This window comes from Streptomyces sporangiiformans, assembly GCF_005768555.2.
Taxonomy (GTDB): Bacteria; Actinomycetota; Actinomycetes; order Streptomycetales; family Streptomycetaceae; genus Streptomyces; species Streptomyces sporangiiformans.
Genome location: NZ_VCHX02000074.1, coordinates 1 through 14,990 on the forward strand (window position 1 = coordinate 1; position 14,990 = coordinate 14,990).

Annotated in this window: 15 protein-coding genes; 11 read left to right on the top strand and 4 right to left on the bottom strand. The window is 72.1% G+C overall.

Annotation, left to right across the window (positions count from 1 at the left end; genetic code table 11):
• The coding region (locus FGD71_RS47285) for a hypothetical protein (RefSeq protein ID WP_181359140.1) at nt 1–190 on the bottom strand (190 nt) is incomplete at its 3' end.
• A gap of 264 nt (nt 191–454) precedes the next feature.
• Between FGD71_RS47285 and FGD71_RS07435 the strand changes: the two genes are divergently transcribed.
• The gene (locus tag FGD71_RS07435) at nt 455–1,294 is read left to right on the top strand and encodes a tetratricopeptide repeat protein (protein ID WP_240436446.1); all 840 of its coding nucleotides are present in this window, start codon (nt 455–457) and stop codon (nt 1,292–1,294) included.
• A 76-nt stretch (nt 1,295–1,370) separates the two neighbouring features.
• On the opposite strand, the gene FGD71_RS07440 is transcribed toward FGD71_RS07435, so the two are convergent.
• Nucleotides 1,371–2,660 (bottom strand): DUF1015 family protein, encoded by a 1,290-nt coding sequence (locus tag FGD71_RS07440; RefSeq protein ID WP_119099599.1) that lies wholly within the window; start codon nt 2,658–2,660, stop codon nt 1,371–1,373.
• A 72-nt stretch (nt 2,661–2,732) separates the two neighbouring features.
• Between FGD71_RS07440 and FGD71_RS07445 the strand changes: the two genes are divergently transcribed.
• The 4 genes from FGD71_RS07445 to FGD71_RS07460 all read left to right on the top strand — a co-directional run bounded on the left by FGD71_RS07445 (nt 2,733) and on the right by FGD71_RS07460 (nt 6,953).
• On the top strand, nt 2,733–3,761 hold the full coding sequence (locus FGD71_RS07445) for an HAD hydrolase-like protein (RefSeq protein WP_119099600.1): 1,029 nt from the start codon (nt 2,733–2,735) through the stop codon (nt 3,759–3,761).
• A gap of 56 nt (nt 3,762–3,817) precedes the next feature.
• On the top strand, nt 3,818–4,861 hold the full coding sequence (locus FGD71_RS07450) for a FecCD family ABC transporter permease (protein ID WP_119099601.1): 1,044 nt from the start codon (nt 3,818–3,820) through the stop codon (nt 4,859–4,861).
• A gap of 143 nt (nt 4,862–5,004) precedes the next feature.
• Nucleotides 5,005–6,006, top strand: coding sequence for a FecCD family ABC transporter permease (locus tag FGD71_RS07455; RefSeq protein WP_240436447.1), 1,002 nt, complete (start codon nt 5,005–5,007; stop codon nt 6,004–6,006).
• A complete protein-coding gene (locus FGD71_RS07460; RefSeq protein WP_240436445.1) occupies nt 6,003–6,953 on the top strand; it encodes an ABC transporter ATP-binding protein in 951 nt (316 codons plus the stop codon). Before FGD71_RS07455 ends, FGD71_RS07460 begins: the two co-directional genes overlap by 4 nt.
• A 15-nt stretch (nt 6,954–6,968) precedes the next feature.
• On the opposite strand, the gene FGD71_RS07465 is transcribed toward FGD71_RS07460, so the two are convergent.
• On the bottom strand, nt 6,969–7,316 hold the full coding sequence (locus FGD71_RS07465) for an SCP2 sterol-binding domain-containing protein (protein ID WP_119099603.1): 348 nt from the start codon (nt 7,314–7,316) through the stop codon (nt 6,969–6,971).
• 55 nt (nt 7,317–7,371) lie between these two features.
• Between FGD71_RS07465 and FGD71_RS07470 the strand changes: the two genes are divergently transcribed.
• Genes FGD71_RS07470 through FGD71_RS07480 form a run of 3 tightly spaced genes read left to right on the top strand, consistent with a single transcriptional unit; the run spans nt 7,372 to nt 9,446 of the window.
• Nucleotides 7,372–7,707, top strand: coding sequence for a hypothetical protein (locus tag FGD71_RS07470; protein WP_420878253.1), 336 nt, complete (start codon nt 7,372–7,374; stop codon nt 7,705–7,707).
• A gap of 21 nt (nt 7,708–7,728) precedes the next feature.
• Nucleotides 7,729–8,544 carry a TlyA family RNA methyltransferase gene (locus FGD71_RS07475; protein WP_119099604.1) on the top strand — a complete coding sequence of 272 codons (816 nt, stop codon included), beginning with the start codon at nt 7,729–7,731 and terminating at the stop codon, nt 8,542–8,544.
• Entirely contained in the window at nt 8,541–9,446 is a 906-nt protein-coding gene (locus FGD71_RS07480; RefSeq protein WP_119099605.1) for an NAD kinase, read from the top strand. Before FGD71_RS07475 ends, FGD71_RS07480 begins: the two co-directional genes overlap by 4 nt.
• A 24-nt stretch (nt 9,447–9,470) precedes the next feature.
• On the opposite strand, the gene FGD71_RS07485 is transcribed toward FGD71_RS07480, so the two are convergent.
• Nucleotides 9,471–10,844 (bottom strand): FtsX-like permease family protein, encoded by a 1,374-nt coding sequence (locus FGD71_RS07485; protein WP_119099606.1) that lies wholly within the window; start codon nt 10,842–10,844, stop codon nt 9,471–9,473.
• A gap of 194 nt (nt 10,845–11,038) precedes the next feature.
• Between FGD71_RS07485 and recN the strand changes: the two genes are divergently transcribed.
• From recN to FGD71_RS07500, 3 genes are all read left to right on the top strand, one after another.
• A complete protein-coding gene (gene recN / locus FGD71_RS07490) occupies nt 11,039–12,757 on the top strand; it encodes a DNA repair protein RecN (RefSeq protein ID WP_119099607.1) in 1,719 nt (572 codons plus the stop codon).
• A gap of 26 nt (nt 12,758–12,783) precedes the next feature.
• On the top strand, nt 12,784–13,572 hold the full coding sequence (locus tag FGD71_RS07495) for a hypothetical protein (RefSeq protein ID WP_119099608.1): 789 nt from the start codon (nt 12,784–12,786) through the stop codon (nt 13,570–13,572).
• A gap of 275 nt (nt 13,573–13,847) precedes the next feature.
• The gene (locus FGD71_RS07500; protein WP_162931056.1) at nt 13,848–14,987 is read left to right on the top strand and encodes a glycosyltransferase family 4 protein; all 1,140 of its coding nucleotides are present in this window, start codon (nt 13,848–13,850) and stop codon (nt 14,985–14,987) included.
• Nucleotides 14,988–14,990: the final 3 nt, after the last annotated feature.

The following is a 14,990-nucleotide window of genomic DNA, read 5'->3' on the forward strand; positions in this document are numbered from 1 at the left end:
CGATGACCGCGGCGGCTTCCGTCGTGATGACAGTCGTGGTGGCGGCGAGCGTGGCGGCTTCCGCCGTGATGACAGTCGTGGTGGCGGCGAGCGTGGCGGCTTCCGCCGTGATGACAGTCGTGGTGGCGGCGAGCGTGGTGGTTTCCGTCGTGACGACAGTCGTGGTGGCGGCGACCGTCGCGATGACCATCGGCAGGGTGACCGTGCCGGCTACGCGCGCCGTGACGACCGTCGGGACGGCGACCGCGGAGACCGTGGTGGTTTCCGGCGGGACGACAGCCGTGGTGGCTTCCGGGGGCGGGACGAGCGAGGGCGGGACGAGCGGGGCGGTCGTGGGCCGCGTCGTGAGGACGGCCGTGGCCGTCCAGGCGGCTTCCGGCGTGACGACCGCCGGGGCGATGACCGCCGGGGAGGCGGGCGTTTCCGTGACGAGCGGGAGCGGGACCGCGAGCCGATCAAGCGGCTCCCCATCCCCGACGACGTCACGGGTGACGAGATCGACAAGGACGTACGCCAGGAACTGCAGAGCCTGCCGAAGGGGCTTGCCGACGATGTCGCAAGGAACCTGGTGATGGTGGCCAGGCTCATCGACGAGGATCCCGAGGGCGCGTACGGCTACTCGAGGGTCGCGCTGCGGCTGGCGTCGCGGGTCGCCGCCGTGCGCGAGGCGGCCGGTTTCGCGGCGTACGCGAACCAGAAGTACAGCGAGGCGCTCGCTGAGTTCCGGGCCGCGCGGCGGATGACCGGAAGCGTGGAGCTGTGGCCCGTCATGGCGGACTGCGAGCGGGGTCTTGGGCGGCCCGAGAAGGCCCTCGACATGGCCGGGGCCCCCGAGGTGCACAAGCTCGACAAGGCGGGCCAGGTCGAGATGCGGCTCGTGGCGGCCGGGGCCCGGCGCGACATGGACCAGATCGACGCGGCCATCGTGACGTTGCAGAGCCCCGAACTGGCCTCGAACTCCGTGCAGCCCTGGACGGCACGACTGCGCTACGCGTATGCGGACGCACTGCTTGCGGCCGGTCGCGAGGACGAGGCGCGCGAGTGGTTCGCGAAGGCGGTCGAGTCCGACAAGGACGGCAGCACGGACGCCTCGGACCGGCTCGCGGAGATGGACGGCGTCGAGTTCGTGGACGCTCTCGACGAGGATGACATGGAGACTTCCGAGGCTCCGGCACCCGAGTCGGTCGACGCCGACGCCGACGCCAACGCCCACGCCGACACCGAGGACGACAAGGGCGGTAGCAGCGACAGCGACGACAGCGACGCTGACGAGAAGGACGACCTGAACGGCTGACGTCGGCATCAGGCGGCGCACGAGTGGATGAGCGGGATACTCCGGGACACCCCCGGGGATCCCGCTCATCCGCGTCTCAGAGGTCGAGCGCGCGCAGCACCAGCCCCGTCGCCGGTTTCGGGCCGAACGACGTCGACTTACGGGGCATCGTGACCCCTTGGCCCGCCAGGTCGCGTACGACTTCTTCGTGGACCGGGTGCATCAGGACAGCCGTGCCGCCGTCGCGTTCGGCCTTGGCGACCGTGGCGGCCGTGTCGTGGATGTACGCGATGTGCTCCGGCACGTCCGGGACGCGCCAGATGTGGTCGATGAGCGTGGCGTGCAGGACCGTCGCGTCGAGGGTGCGCCAGGCTTCCGGCTGGTCGGCCGGAATCGTACGGGCGAGAAGGTCCCGGGAGGGGCGGTCGACGAGGTGGAAGGCGCCGTCGCCGGCGAGAAGGAAGGCGTTTCCCTCGGCGGCTGCCACGGAGAGGACTTCCATCGCCTCGGAGAGAGGGCCGTCGACGCGGCGTATGCGGAAGGAGTCCCCGAGGGCGCTGAGAGCGTCGGGTACGGAGATGCGGTGCAGGAGGCGGTGGATCGCTCGGACGCGGAGCGGGTAGCGCACGGTGTCGACCAGGAGCACCAGGCCGAAGTCCCAGGCGCTGGGGGAGGGGTGTTCGGTGCGCAGGCGCAGATATGTCGCCCAGCGGTGGTGGCCGTCGGCGATGAGGGCCTGGTGGCCGGCCAGGTCCGCCCGGATCGCGGCCAGGTCCGCGGGGTGGGTCACCGACCACAGACGGTGGCTGAAGCCGTCCTCCGTGGTGGTGCGCAGCAGGGGCGGATGCTGGAGGGTGCGCTCGATGACGGCGGTCGTGCCGGTGGCGGAGCCGTCGCCGCGGTAGGTCAGGAGGAGGGGCTCGAGGTTCGCGGACGTGGCGCGCATCAGGTCCGCGCGGTCCGCGACCACGTGCGGCATCACGTCCTCGTGCGGCAGGACCACGCCCTCCGCCGGCTCGGAAAGGCGCAGGGCGCCTATGACGCCGCGCTGCAGCATGCCGTCGCCGTCTCGCTGCTCGTAGACGTACAGGCCCGGTTCGGGGTCGGTGACCAGGACGCCCTCGGCCAGCCAGCGGTGCAGGGTGACCGCCGCCTGCTTGTTGCGGGCGGTGGGGGTGGCGGCCTGGGGGAGGATCAGGCGGACGATGTTGTGCGGATCAGCTGACTCGAGGTGGTGCAGTCCGTCGGGCCGCACGACCACGTCGTACGGCGGGGATGTCACGGCGGAGAGGCTGCCGACCCGGTCGGGGTCGTAGCGCAGACCCCGGAACGGGGTCAGATCAAGGCCCATGCGAGCCGGTACGTCGGCGGGACCTGCAGTGTTCATTGATGCATCGTAAGTGTGCCAGCGGCATGCGGGATGATCGGGGGAATGGGATCGAACGAGGAGCGATGCGCAATGAGCCAGACCGTGAGGACGCGGCCCGCGGGCAGTGAGCGGCCCTTGAGCGAGGCGTACGACACGGCGCTGCTCGACCTGGACGGGGTGGTGTACGCAGGGGGGAGCGCGATCGCGTACGCCGTGGAGTCGCTCGGCACGGCCCGTGCGGGCGGAATGCATCTCGCGTACGTCACGAACAACGCGCTGCGGACGCCCGACACCGTGGCCGCGCACCTCACGGAGCTGGGGGTACCGACCGAGGAGTCGGATGTCATCACCTCGGCGCAGGCCGTTGCCCGGCTGATCAGCGAGCAGGTGCCCGCAGGGGCGCGGGTGCTGGTGATCGGCGGGGACGGGCTGCGGGTGGCGCTGCGTGAGCGTGGACTCGAGCCCGTCGAGTCGGCCGAGGACGAGCCGGTGGCGGTGGTGCAGGGGTACGGAGGGCCGGAGCTGCCGTGGGGGCGCTTCGCGGAGGCCTGCTACGCCATCGCGCGCGGAGTGCCGTGGTTCGCCTCCAACACCGACCTCACGATTCCGAGCGCGCGGGGGATCGCTCCCGGCAACGGGGCGGCCGTCGAGGTCGTACGGATCGCGACGGGCGCCGAGCCGCAGGTGGCCGGCAAGCCGCTGCCGCCGATGCACCGGGAGACGATTCTGCGCACCGGGGCGGTGCGGCCGCTGGTGGTCGGGGACCGGCTCGACACGGACATCGAGGGGGCGTTCAACGGCGAGGTGGACTCGCTGCTGGTGCTGACGGGGGTGACGGACGGCGCGCAGCTGCTTGCCGCGCCGCCGGAGCACCGGCCGACGTACGTGGACGCCGATCTGCGGGGGATGTTGACCGGACAGCCCGAGGTCGTCGCGGAGGGCGACGGATTCCGCTGCGGCGGATGGACCGCCGTGGCGGGGCGCGAGCAGCTGGAGCTGGAGGGGGACGGCGGGGCGCTCGACGGGCTGCGGGCGCTGTGTGGCGCCGCCTGGACGGCGGCGGGGGACGGGACTTGCGGTCTGGACGGGGGCAAGGCGCTGGCGCGGCTGGGGCTTTGAAGGCCTGCCTCCCCTCCGGATCGAAGCCGGAGGGGAGGGTAGGCTAACCTAACTGGGTGTTGGTCGACAGTCCCCCCGATCCAAGCGCGGAGACCGCCGCCGCGCCCCCAACCCGCCGGGCCATACGGGCAGCTGGGCTCCTCGTGTCCGTGGCCGTGCTGGTGCTCGTCGCGCTGGCGAGTATTGCCATCGGCGCGAAAGAGCTGTCCCTGGGGCAGGTCTGGCACGGCCTGTTCCAGGACTCGGGCACGTACGGCGACGTCGTGGTGAGCGAGCGCCTGTCGCGTACCGTCCTCGGACTGCTCGTCGGCGCCGCCCTCGGCCTCTCCGGGGCGGTCCTCCAGGCGCTCACCCGCAATCCGCTGGCCGACCCCGGACTGCTCGGCATCAACGCGGGCGCGTCCGCGGCGGTCGTCACCGCCATCACCTACTTCGGCGTCACCTCGCTGAGCGGCTATGTGTGGTTCGCCTTCGCGGGCGCCGCCGTGGTCGGGGCGCTGGTGTACGTCCTCGGCGGCAGCCGGGGCGCGACGCCGGTGCGGCTCGCACTCGCGGGCACCGCGATCAGCGCCGCGCTCTACGGCTATCTGCAGGCCGTGATGATCATGGACGATGCGGCGCTCGGCAAGATGCGCTTCTGGACGGTCGGTTCGCTGTCCTCGGCCACCGACAAGACCATCGAGCAGGTGCTGCCCTTCCTCGTGGTCGGTACGGTCCTGGCGCTGGCCCTCGCCCGGCCGCTGAACGCCATGGCCATGGGCGACGACACCGCCCGCGCGCTGGGCGCGCATCTGGGCCGCACCCGCGCGCTGGCCATGACGGCCGCGACCCTGCTGTGCGGGGCCGCGACCGCCGCATGCGGGCCGATCGTGTTCGTCGGGCTGATGATCCCGCATCTCGTGCGCTCCTTCACCGGGCCCGATCTGCGCTGGATCCTGCCGTACGCCACCGTGCTCTCGCCGGTGCTGCTGCTCGGCGCCGACATCATCGGCCGGATGGTCGCGCGGCCCGCCGAGCTGCAGGTCGGCATCGTCACGGCGATCCTGGGCGGCCCGGTCTTCATCTTTCTCGTACGACGGCGGAGGACGGCGCAGCTGTGAAGGCCGCAGACAACAAGACCCCGCGCAAGAAGGCCGTACGCGACGAGGACGTACGCGACGAGGACGTACGCGACGAGGCTCCACGCAGCCAGGACAGTTCCGCCCGGCCGTTCCGCGCCCGGACCGTCCGTGCCCGCGGCGGGCTGTCGGTCCGTTTCGACGTGCGCTCGTTCACGGTCGTCGCCCTGCTGCTGGTGGCCGCGCTCGCCGCGAGCGTCGCACTGATCGGCACCGGCGACTTCCCGATCCCGGCCCGGGACGTCCTCAAGTCGTTGCTCGGCAACGGCGACACGGGCCAGGAGTTCATCGTCAACGAGCTACGGCTGCCACGGGTCCTGGTCGGCCTCCTGGTGGGGGCCTCGCTCGGGCTCGGTGGCGCGCTCTTCCAGGCCATCTCCCGCAATCCGCTGGGCAGTCCGGATGTGCTCGGCCTCGGGCAGGGCTCGACGGCCGGCGCTCTCACCGTGATCGTCCTGTTCTCGGGGAACGCGGCCGAGGTCACCGTCGGGGCGCTCGTCGGCGGACTGGCGACCGGGCTCGCCATCTACGTGCTCGCCTGGAAGCGGGGTGTGCACGGCTATCGGCTGGTCCTGGTCGGTATCGGTGTCTCCGCGATCGTCACGGCCGTCAACGGCTATCTGCTCACCAAGGCCGATCTCGTCGACGCGGCCCGCGCGGTCGTGTGGATGACCGGTTCGCTCAACGGCCGCGACTGGCCCCAGGTCTGGCCGCTGCTCTGGCTGTGCGCCGTCCTCCTGCCGCTCGTCCTGGGCAACGCACGCGGGCTGCGCATGCTGGAGATGGGGGACGATGTCGCGTACGCGCTCGGGGTGCGGGTCGAGCGGACGCGGATGCTGCTGATGCTGGCCGCCGTGCTGCTCACCGCCGCCGCCACGGCCGCCGCGGGACCGGTCAGCTTCGTCGCGCTCACGGCGCCGCAGCTCGCCCGGCGCCTGACCCGCTCGCCGGGACCGAACCTGATGGCCGCGATGTGCATGGGCGCCACCCTGCTGATCGTCGCGGACTGGGCCTCGCAGCGGGCATTCGGCGCCGACCAGCTGCCCGTCGGAGTGGTGACCGGAGTGCTGGGCGGCGTCTATCTGCTGTGGCTCCTGGTCACCGAGCGCAAGGCGGGCCGGATATGAACACCAAGAGGAGCACTGGCACTGTGAACCGCACGTCCGCGAACAACCCGTCCGCGAACCGTCTGTCCGCCGAGAACGTCACCCTCGCCTACGACCAGCGCGTCATCGCCGAGCATCTGTCGGTGGAGATCCCCGACAACTCCTTCACCGTGATCGTCGGCCCGAACGCCTGCGGCAAGTCCACGCTGCTGCGCGCGCTGTCCCGGATGCTGAAGCCGAACCAGGGCCGGGTGCTGCTGGACGGTCAGGTCATCCAGTCGATGCCCGCGAAGAAGGTGGCCAGGACGCTCGGGCTGCTGCCGCAGTCGTCGATCGCGCCCGACGGAATCACCGTCGGTGACCTGGTGGGCCGCGGACGCTACCCGCACCAGGGGCTGCTGCGGCAGTGGTCGTCCGAGGACGAGCGGATCGTACGGGAGTCGATGTCCTCGACCGGGGTCGCCGAACTGGCCGACCGCTACGTCGACGAACTCTCCGGCGGCCAGCGTCAGCGCGTCTGGATCGCCATGGCGCTCGCCCAGCAGACCCCGTTGCTGCTGCTCGACGAGCCGACCACGTATCTCGACATCCAGCACCAGATCGACGTACTCGACCTGTGTGCCGAACTGCACGAGCAGCAGGGCCGGACGCTGGTCGCCGTGTTGCACGACCTCAATCACGCCGCCCGGTACGCCACCCACCTCATAGCCCTGCGTGACGGTTCCGTGATCGCCGAGGGCGCGCCGTCGGACATCGTCACGGCCGAGCTCGTCGAGGAGGTCTTCGGGCTGCGCTGCCAGGTCATCGACGACCCGGAGACGGGTACGCCGCTGGTGGTGCCGGCGGCGCGGCAGACGCGGGTGGCCCCGGCGGTCGGCGTGGCGGATACGTCGAGCACGACGGAAGCGAGGGATGTGAGGGATGGGGGCGATGTGAAGGATGCGGTGAATGCGGCGAAGGGGTTCTGAGCCGGAAATGCCTGGTCAGAGCAGCTTCCTGAGTCGGATCAGGTCCCGTAGGCCCGCTTCGAGTCTGACGCGGCCCGAGCCCCACGCCTTCGCGAAATGCAGCTCGCCGTTCACCAAGGCGACCAGGTCGTCGCCGGCCATGGTGAGCCGGATCTCCGCCTTGTCCGGCGGAGGGCCCTGCACCGTGTCGAGCACCTCGATCCGGCCGTCCTGAAGACGGCCGACGAAAGTGAGGTCGAGGTCGGTGATGTGGCAGCTCAACGATCGGTCCAGGGCGGCGGCGCTGCGCACGTCGCCGTCCGCGCCGGCCATGTTCTCCGAAAGCTTGTCGAGTGCGCTGCGGCACTCCTCAATGGTCGCCATCGCGACCGACGGTACCCCAGAGCTTCGCGGTAGCGTCGGGGGCATGAGCGACTCCATGACGGGCTCGGAGGCGAACGCCTTCAGTACGGAGGCTGACGTTCCGGTCGAGTCCGTGCCCTCGCCCGCATCCGCATCCGAATCCGAGGCCGAATCCGAGACCGGAGCCGAGGCCGGACCCGAAGCCGGGCCCAGCCATGACCCCGCCGCCCCCGCCCCGCTGAACGTGCCGCGTACCCCCACCGGGAACGCCGACGTGGACGCCCAGCTCGACCGCCTGGCCGATGCCGACCACCTCGCCGCCGACGGGCACGTCGAAGTGTACGAAGATGTGCACAGGGGGCTGCGTGACGCGCTGACCGCGCTCGACGCCCGCCCGGACCGCACAGCATGAACAACAGGAGCTGAACCGAACGTGGCAGGAGTGGCACGCCGCCGCCTCGACGCGGAGCTGGTCCGCCGGAAGCTCGCCCGCTCGCGCGAGCACGCCGGCCAGCTGATCGCCGCCGGGCGGGTCACCGTCGGCAAGACTCTCGCGACCAAGTCCGCCACCCAGGTGGAGACGGCCGCGGCCATCGTGGTCACCGCGGACGACAGTGACCCCGAGTACGTCTCGCGCGGCGGCCACAAGCTCGCCGGGGCGCTGGAAGCGTTCGTTCCGCTCGGCCTCGGGATCAAGGGACGGCGGGCCCTGGACGCGGGCGCCTCGACCGGCGGTTTCACCGACGTACTGCTGCGTGCGGGAGCCGCCCATGTCGTCGCCGTCGACGTCGGCTACGGGCAGCTGGCCTGGTCTCTCCAAAGTGATGAACGGGTCACCGTCAAGGACCGTAAGAACGTACGCGAGTTGACGTTGGAGGAGATTGATGGGGAGCCGGTGGATCTCATTGTCGGAGACTTGTCCTTCATCCCGCTCGGTCTGGTGCTGCCCGCCCTCGTGCGGTGCGCGGCGCCCGATGCCGACCTGGTGATGATGGTCAAGCCGCAGTTCGAGGTGGGCAGGGAGCGGCTGGGCAGCGGCGGTGTCGTACGCAGCCCCGACCTGCGGGCCGAGGCCGTGCGCGGTGTGGCCGGGCACGCCCGGGAGCTCGGTCTCGGGGTGAAGGGCGTCACCGCCAGCCCGCTGCCCGGGCCCTCGGGGAATGTCGAGTACTTTCTGTGGCTGCGTGCCGGAGCACCCGCTCTGGACCCGGCCGATGTTGACCGCGCAGTGGCGGAGGGGCCGCGTTGACACAGACCCGAGCTCGTACTGTTTTCCTGCTCGCCCACACCGGACGGCCCGCGGCCATCCGCAGCGCCGAACTCGTCGTCCAGGGGCTGCTCCGCTCCGGGCTCGGCGTGCGGGTGCTCGAGGCCGAGGCGGCCGATCTTCCGCTGCCTGAGACGGTGGAGCTCGTCAAGGAGGCGACTCCCGAGTGCCTCGACGGGTGCGAGCTGCTGATCGTGCTGGGTGGTGACGGCACGCTGTTGCGCGGCGCGGAGTTCGCCCGCGCCTCCGGTGTCCCGATGCTCGGCGTCAACCTCGGACGCGTCGGCTTCCTCGCGGAGGCCGAGCGCGACGACCTCGACAAGGTCGTCGACCGGGTGGTCACGAGGGCCTATGAGGTCGAGGAGCGCATGACCGTCGACGTCGTCGTGCACAGCAACGGCGATGTCGTACACACCGACTGGGCGCTCAACGAGGCCGCCGTACAGAAGGTCTCCGCCGAGCGGCTCCTCGAGGTGATCCTGGAGATCGACGGACGGCCCGTGACCGGCTTCGGCTGCGACGGCATCGTCTGCGCGACTCCCACCGGATCGACGGCGTACGCCTTCTCCGCCGGCGGTCCCGTGGTGTGGCCGGAGGTCGAGGCGCTGCTCATGGTGCCCATCAGCGCGCACGCCCTGTTCGCCAAGCCGCTGGTGACCTCGCCGGACTCGGTGCTCGCCGTGGAGGTCCAGCAGCACACACCGCACGGGGTGCTGTGGTGCGACGGCCGGCGCACGCTCGAACTCCCCCCGGGGGCACGGGTGGAGGTGCGCCGTGGGGCCGTACCGGTACGGCTCGCGCGGCTGCACCACGCGTCGTTCACCGACCGGCTCGTCGCCAAGTTCGCACTGCCCGTGGCGGGTTGGCGGGGGGCGCCGCACTAGCCCGTCCTCGCCGAATCACGTACGTCATGTGGCGCCGACCACCGAGATGGCTCGGCGTCGCACGACCGATCGCACCGGGAGCCCGGTGGCGAGGAGCGTGAGGAGCAGGGTGCCCGATCCGATGCCGGCGAGCACCGTCCACGGTATGTACGGCACCGGGGAGCCGAAGGCCGCGTCGAGGATCGGTGCGAGGGTGATGAGGGCTGTCGCCCCGCCCAGCAGCAGGGCTGTGCCGGCGACCACGACCGCCTCCCAGGCCGCCATCGCACGGACCTGGCGGGCCTGGGCGCCGATGACACGCAGCAGCGCGATGTCCCGGCGGCGCTCGAATGAGATCATCGAGAGGGTGTTCGCGGCGGCGATCGCGGCGAATCCCGCGTACAGGGCGGTGCCCGCGTAGTCCAGCCAGACCTCGCCGGGGCTGCCTGCCGAGCCCTTGCGGTGCTCGGCCGTGGTGCGCGACGCGATCTTCGTCAGGCCGAAGCCCACGACGAGGACGAGGGGCACCACCGCGGCCGAGAAACGCCTCGGCTGCGAACGGACGTTGAGCATGGCCAGCCGTGCGGTGGCGCCGAAACGGCCGACGAGCGCGGAGACGAGGCGGGCCGCCGGGCCGACGATCCGGGGCCCGAGGAGACCCACCCCGACGCAGAACAGGATGAGCACCACGAACGCGCCCTGACCCGCCTCGTCCGCCGACTCGCCCTCCGCCGACGCGCGCGACAACAGCACGGACAGCACGCAGGCGCCCGTGACCGCGATCAGGCCGAGCGGGGCCCGCAGGATGCCGAGGCGGCGTCGGCCCGCCGCCGCCTCGCTCAGCGCCGCGGCGGGACGCAGCAGCGAGAACCGCAGCGCGGAGAGTGCGGCCGCGAGGGTGGAGGTCACCACGGCCACGCCCAGGCAGACCGGCAGCGCGAGCAGGCTGGGGCTGAACTCGATCTCGCGCGGCAGCAGGCCGTGTGCGGTCATGCCCGCGCACCACACGCGGGCCAGGAAGCCGCCGAGCACGCAGCCGAGCAGAGCCGCCGGGACCGAGGCCGCCAGCGCCTGGCCCGCCACAGCACGCCTCACCTGCCGGGGCTTCGCGCCGATCGAGCGGACCATCGCCAGCTCGCGGTGCTGCTGCGCCACGGCCGTGCCCATCGTCGAGACGACCACGAAAATCGACATGTAGACGGAGCCGATCAGCAGGACCGCGGCCATGTCACCGACGCCGCTGCTCCTGAGCTGTCCGCGGGCGTGCGCGGAGAGCTCATCCGTATGTGCCGCGCTCGTCGCCATGAGCACCGACGTCGCCGCGCTCACCACCGTCGCCGCGAAGAGCGCGGCGGCCGCCGTGCCCACGAACGCGGGGCGGTGCGCCCGCAGAGCCGCCTGGGCCAGTCCCGTCCTCATGTGTCCAGACTGGTGCGAGAGGCGGATCTCCCACCATGAGGGGCGCCGCAGGATCAAGCTGAGGAAAACCCCACCCCCGAGGGTGAACAGGGCCTCACACCGGACTCCCACCACCTGCGCCTTCGTGGAACGAGGGCAGGGGCCGTCGCACACCGGGCCCGTGACCTCGTAAGGTCGTGTCCGTGTTGGAGGAGATGCGGATACGGTCGCTCGGAGTCATCGACGACGCGGTCGTCGAGCTGTCGCCCGGCTTCACCGCCGTGACCGGTGAGACCGGCGCGGGCAAGACGATGGTGGTCACCAGCCTGGGGCTGTTGCTGGGCGGGCGCGCGGACGCCGCCCTCGTACGAATCGGCGCCAAGAACGCGGTCGTGGAGGGCCGGATCGCCTTGCCCGACGGCACCTCCGCCGTCCTGCGGGCCGAGGAGGCCGGAGCCGAACTCGACGACGGAGCGCTGCTGATCAGCCGTACCGTCTCCGCCGAGGGACGCTCGCGGGCACATCTGGGCGGACGTTCCGTGCCCGTCGGGATGCTCGCGGACCTCGCCGACGAACTGGTCGCCGTGCACGGCCAGACCGACCAGCAGGGTCTGCTCAAGCTGTCCCGGCAACGGCAGGCGCTCGACCGGTACGCGGGCGATGCGGTCGCGGTGCCGCTCGCCAAGTACGCGAGCGCCTACCGCCGGCTGCGCGCCATCTCGACCGAGCTGGACGAGATCACCACACGCGCGCGTGAACGCGCCCAGGAAGCCGACATGCTGCGCTTCGGGCTCGACGAGATCGCGGCGGTGGAGCCGCGCTCGGGCGAGGACGTGGAGCTAGCGGCCGAGGCCGAGCGGCTCGGGCACGCGGAGGCGCTCGCCTCCGCCGCCACGGCGGCGCACGCGGCCGTCGCCGGCAACCCCGAGGACCCCGAGGGCATCGACGCCGCGACGCTCGTCGCGGGCGCGCACCGTGCCCTGGAAGCGGTGCGCTCGCACGACTCCGCGCTCGCCGCGCTCGCCGACCGGATCGGGGAGATCGGGATTCTGCTGGGCGATGTGGCGGGGGAGCTGGCGGGGTACGCCGACGACCTCGACGCCGATCCGCTGCGGCTCGCGGCGGTCGAGGAACGGCGCGCCGCGCTCACCGCGCTGACGCGCAAGTACGGCGAGGACGTGGGCGCCGTACTGGCCTGGGCCGAGCAGAGCGCCGCGCGGCTCACGGAGCTGGACGGCGACGACGACCGGATCGGCGAACTCACCGCGGAGCGGGACGCGCTGCGGGCCGAACTGGGTGGACTGGCCCAGGCACTGACGGACGCGCGGGAGGAGGCGGCGGCGCGGTTCGCCGCGGCGGTGACCGCCGAACTCGCCTCGCTCGCCATGCCGCACGCGCGCGTGTCGTTCGAGATCCGGCAAACGGAGGACGCCGAAGGCGTCGAGGTGGGCGGCCGTGCGGTGGCGTACGGACCGGCCGGTGCCGACGAGGTCGAGCTGCTCCTCGCGCCCCACCCGGGCGCACCGCCACGGCCCATCGCCAAGGGCGCGTCCGGCGGTGAGCTGTCCCGCGTCATGCTCGCGGTCGAGGTCGTCTTCGCGGGTACGGATCCGGTGCCCACGTACCTCTTCGACGAGGTCGACGCGGGCGTCGGCGGCAAGGCCGCGGTCGAGATCGGCCGCCGGCTCGCACGCCTCGCCAAGACCGCGCAGGTCGTCGTCGTCACCCACCTGCCCCAGGTCGCCGCCTTCGCCGACCGGCAGTTGCTCGTCGAGAAGACCAACGACGGTTCGGTCACCCGGTCCGGTGTGAAGGTCCTGGAGGGCGAGGAACGCATTCGCGAACTGTCCCGCATGCTGGCGGGCCAGGAGGACTCTCAGACGGCTCGGGCCCATGCGGAGGAACTGCTGGCGACGGCTCGAGGGGACGGCTAGCTCCGCTTGGTCCTTGTGGTGGCGGCATGAGCGCCCCCCTGAGCAGGAGCATCGCGAGCAGGAGCATCGCGTTCGGCCTCGCCGCCGTGGCGACGCGCGCCGGAATCACGGCTCTGCGCGCCAGGCCCCCGCGCTGTCACGACCGTTGGACGCGCGAGAACTACGCCGGCCGGACCGTCGAGTTGTATGCCGGGCCCGCCGCCGCACTGGCGGCCGCCCTCGGGAGCGGGCGGGTCCGTCCCGCCGCAGGGTTCGCGGTGCTCGCGGCCGGGGCGTGCGGGGCGTACGACGACGTCGCGGGGGCCGATGACCCCCGACGAGGATTCCGGGCGCACCTTTCCGCCTTGCGCGACGGTGAGTTCACCAGCGGGTCGGTCAAGTTGTTCGGGATCTCGGCCGCCGGCCTCGTCGCGGGCACGCTGCTCAGGGAGCGGCCCGTGGACAGGCTGCTCGCGGGTGTCGTGATCGCGGGGAGCGCGCACTTCGTCAATCTCGTGGATGTCCGCCCGGGGAGGGCCGCCGGTGCCGTGCTCGCCCTGGCGGCGCCCGGGCTGCTGCGGGAAGGCCGGGCGGGGGAGTTGTCCGCCGTGGCCGCGGGGGCTGCGCTGGCTGTGCTCCCGGACGACCTCGGTGAGCGCGCGATGATCGGCGACACGGGAGCCCACGCCCTCGGGGCCACGCTCGGCGCCGCCATCGCCGTCGGCAACGGCCGTGCGGGTCTCCTCGCGCACGCGGCGGCCCTGGTGGCGGCGGCGGTGTACGGCGACGAGGTCAGCGACGTGGCACGTTCGTCGGGGCGCGGGAAGAGGGCGTGAACCGGAACCGGAAGATCTCCGGCCCCAGCGCTCGAACAGTTATCGAACATCTCGCCCCGAACATGCCCGTCTTTTCACCCATGTGAGTGACCGTGAGAGTGATCAACGTCACCGCACCAACCCGACCACCACCGCAGCGACCCTCCGATGGTCCCGGAACACCTGCGCGGCCTGGCATCCTTGGAAGCGGGACCACGCGCGGTACACCCCCACTGCCCGCCCCCTCTGTACTTTTCTTCGTGACCGCCCGATGCCGAACCAGGAGCCCCGGCCACGTGATGCCCGTGAGCAGCCACTCGCCGCACGGACAGCCGCCGCTGCGTACCGTGCAAGTGCTCGGCGGCGGCAGCGTGGGCAGCAGCGCGCATGTGCGCTCGCTGGCGTCGGGGCTCGTCGCCCGGGGAGTGCGCGTGACCGTGTGCGCCCCGGCCGCGGCCGACCGGACGTACGACTTCACCGGTGTGGGTGCCCAGCACGTGTCCGTGCCACGGCGCAGTGACCCGGCTTCCGTGGCCGCGCTGCGGGCGGCCTGCGTCGACGTCGACCTCGTGCACGCGCACGGCCTCCATGCCGCGCTGCGCACGGCAGTGGCGCTCGGCGGGCGGAGCCTCCCGTTCGTCGTGACCTGGCACTCCCGCTCGCGCGCCGAAGGTGCGCGGGCGCGTCTGGTGCGCCTCCTGGAGCGACGTGTCGCGAAGGCCGCGTCGGTCGTCCTCGGGTCGTCGTCCGAACTCGTGGACCTGGCCCGCCGCAGCGGTGCGCGGGACGCGCGGCTGGCCGCGGTGGCGCTCCCGGGGCATCGCCGGCCCGCCGACGGAAGCGAGGACCGCGACCGGTCGCGTGCCAAGGCCCGGGCCGAACTCGGCGCCACCGACCGGCCGTTGCTCATGGCCGTCGGCGCCCTCGACCGGTACCGGGGGTACGACACGCTGCTGGACGCCGCGCGCGCGTGGCGGCAACTGGACACTTTGCCGCTGCTGGTGATCGCCGGGGAAGGTCCGCTGCGTGGAGAACTCCAGCGGCGTATCGAGGACGAAGGGCTGCCCGTCCGCCTGATCGGCCGGCGCGACGACATCGGCGAACTGCTGGCGGCCGCCGATCTCGCGCTGCTGCCCGGCAGCCGGGAATCTCGCTCCGTGCTCGCCCAAGAAGCGCTCCACGCGCGCGTGCCGCTCGTCGCGGCCACCGTGGAGGGCATTGCGGAACTGGTCGGCGACGCGGCCGAGCTCGTTCCCCACAAAGACGCGGAAGCGCTCGCCGAAGCCGTCGTACGCCTCCTCGCGGATCCGGCACGGCGTGAGCTCCTGCGGGACAAGGGCACGCGCCAGGCCGCGACCTGGCCGACCGAGGACGAGACGGTCGCTCAAGTCCTGAGCGTGTACGACGAGCTGACGAAACCTCTGCCGCTTCAGTAGCGG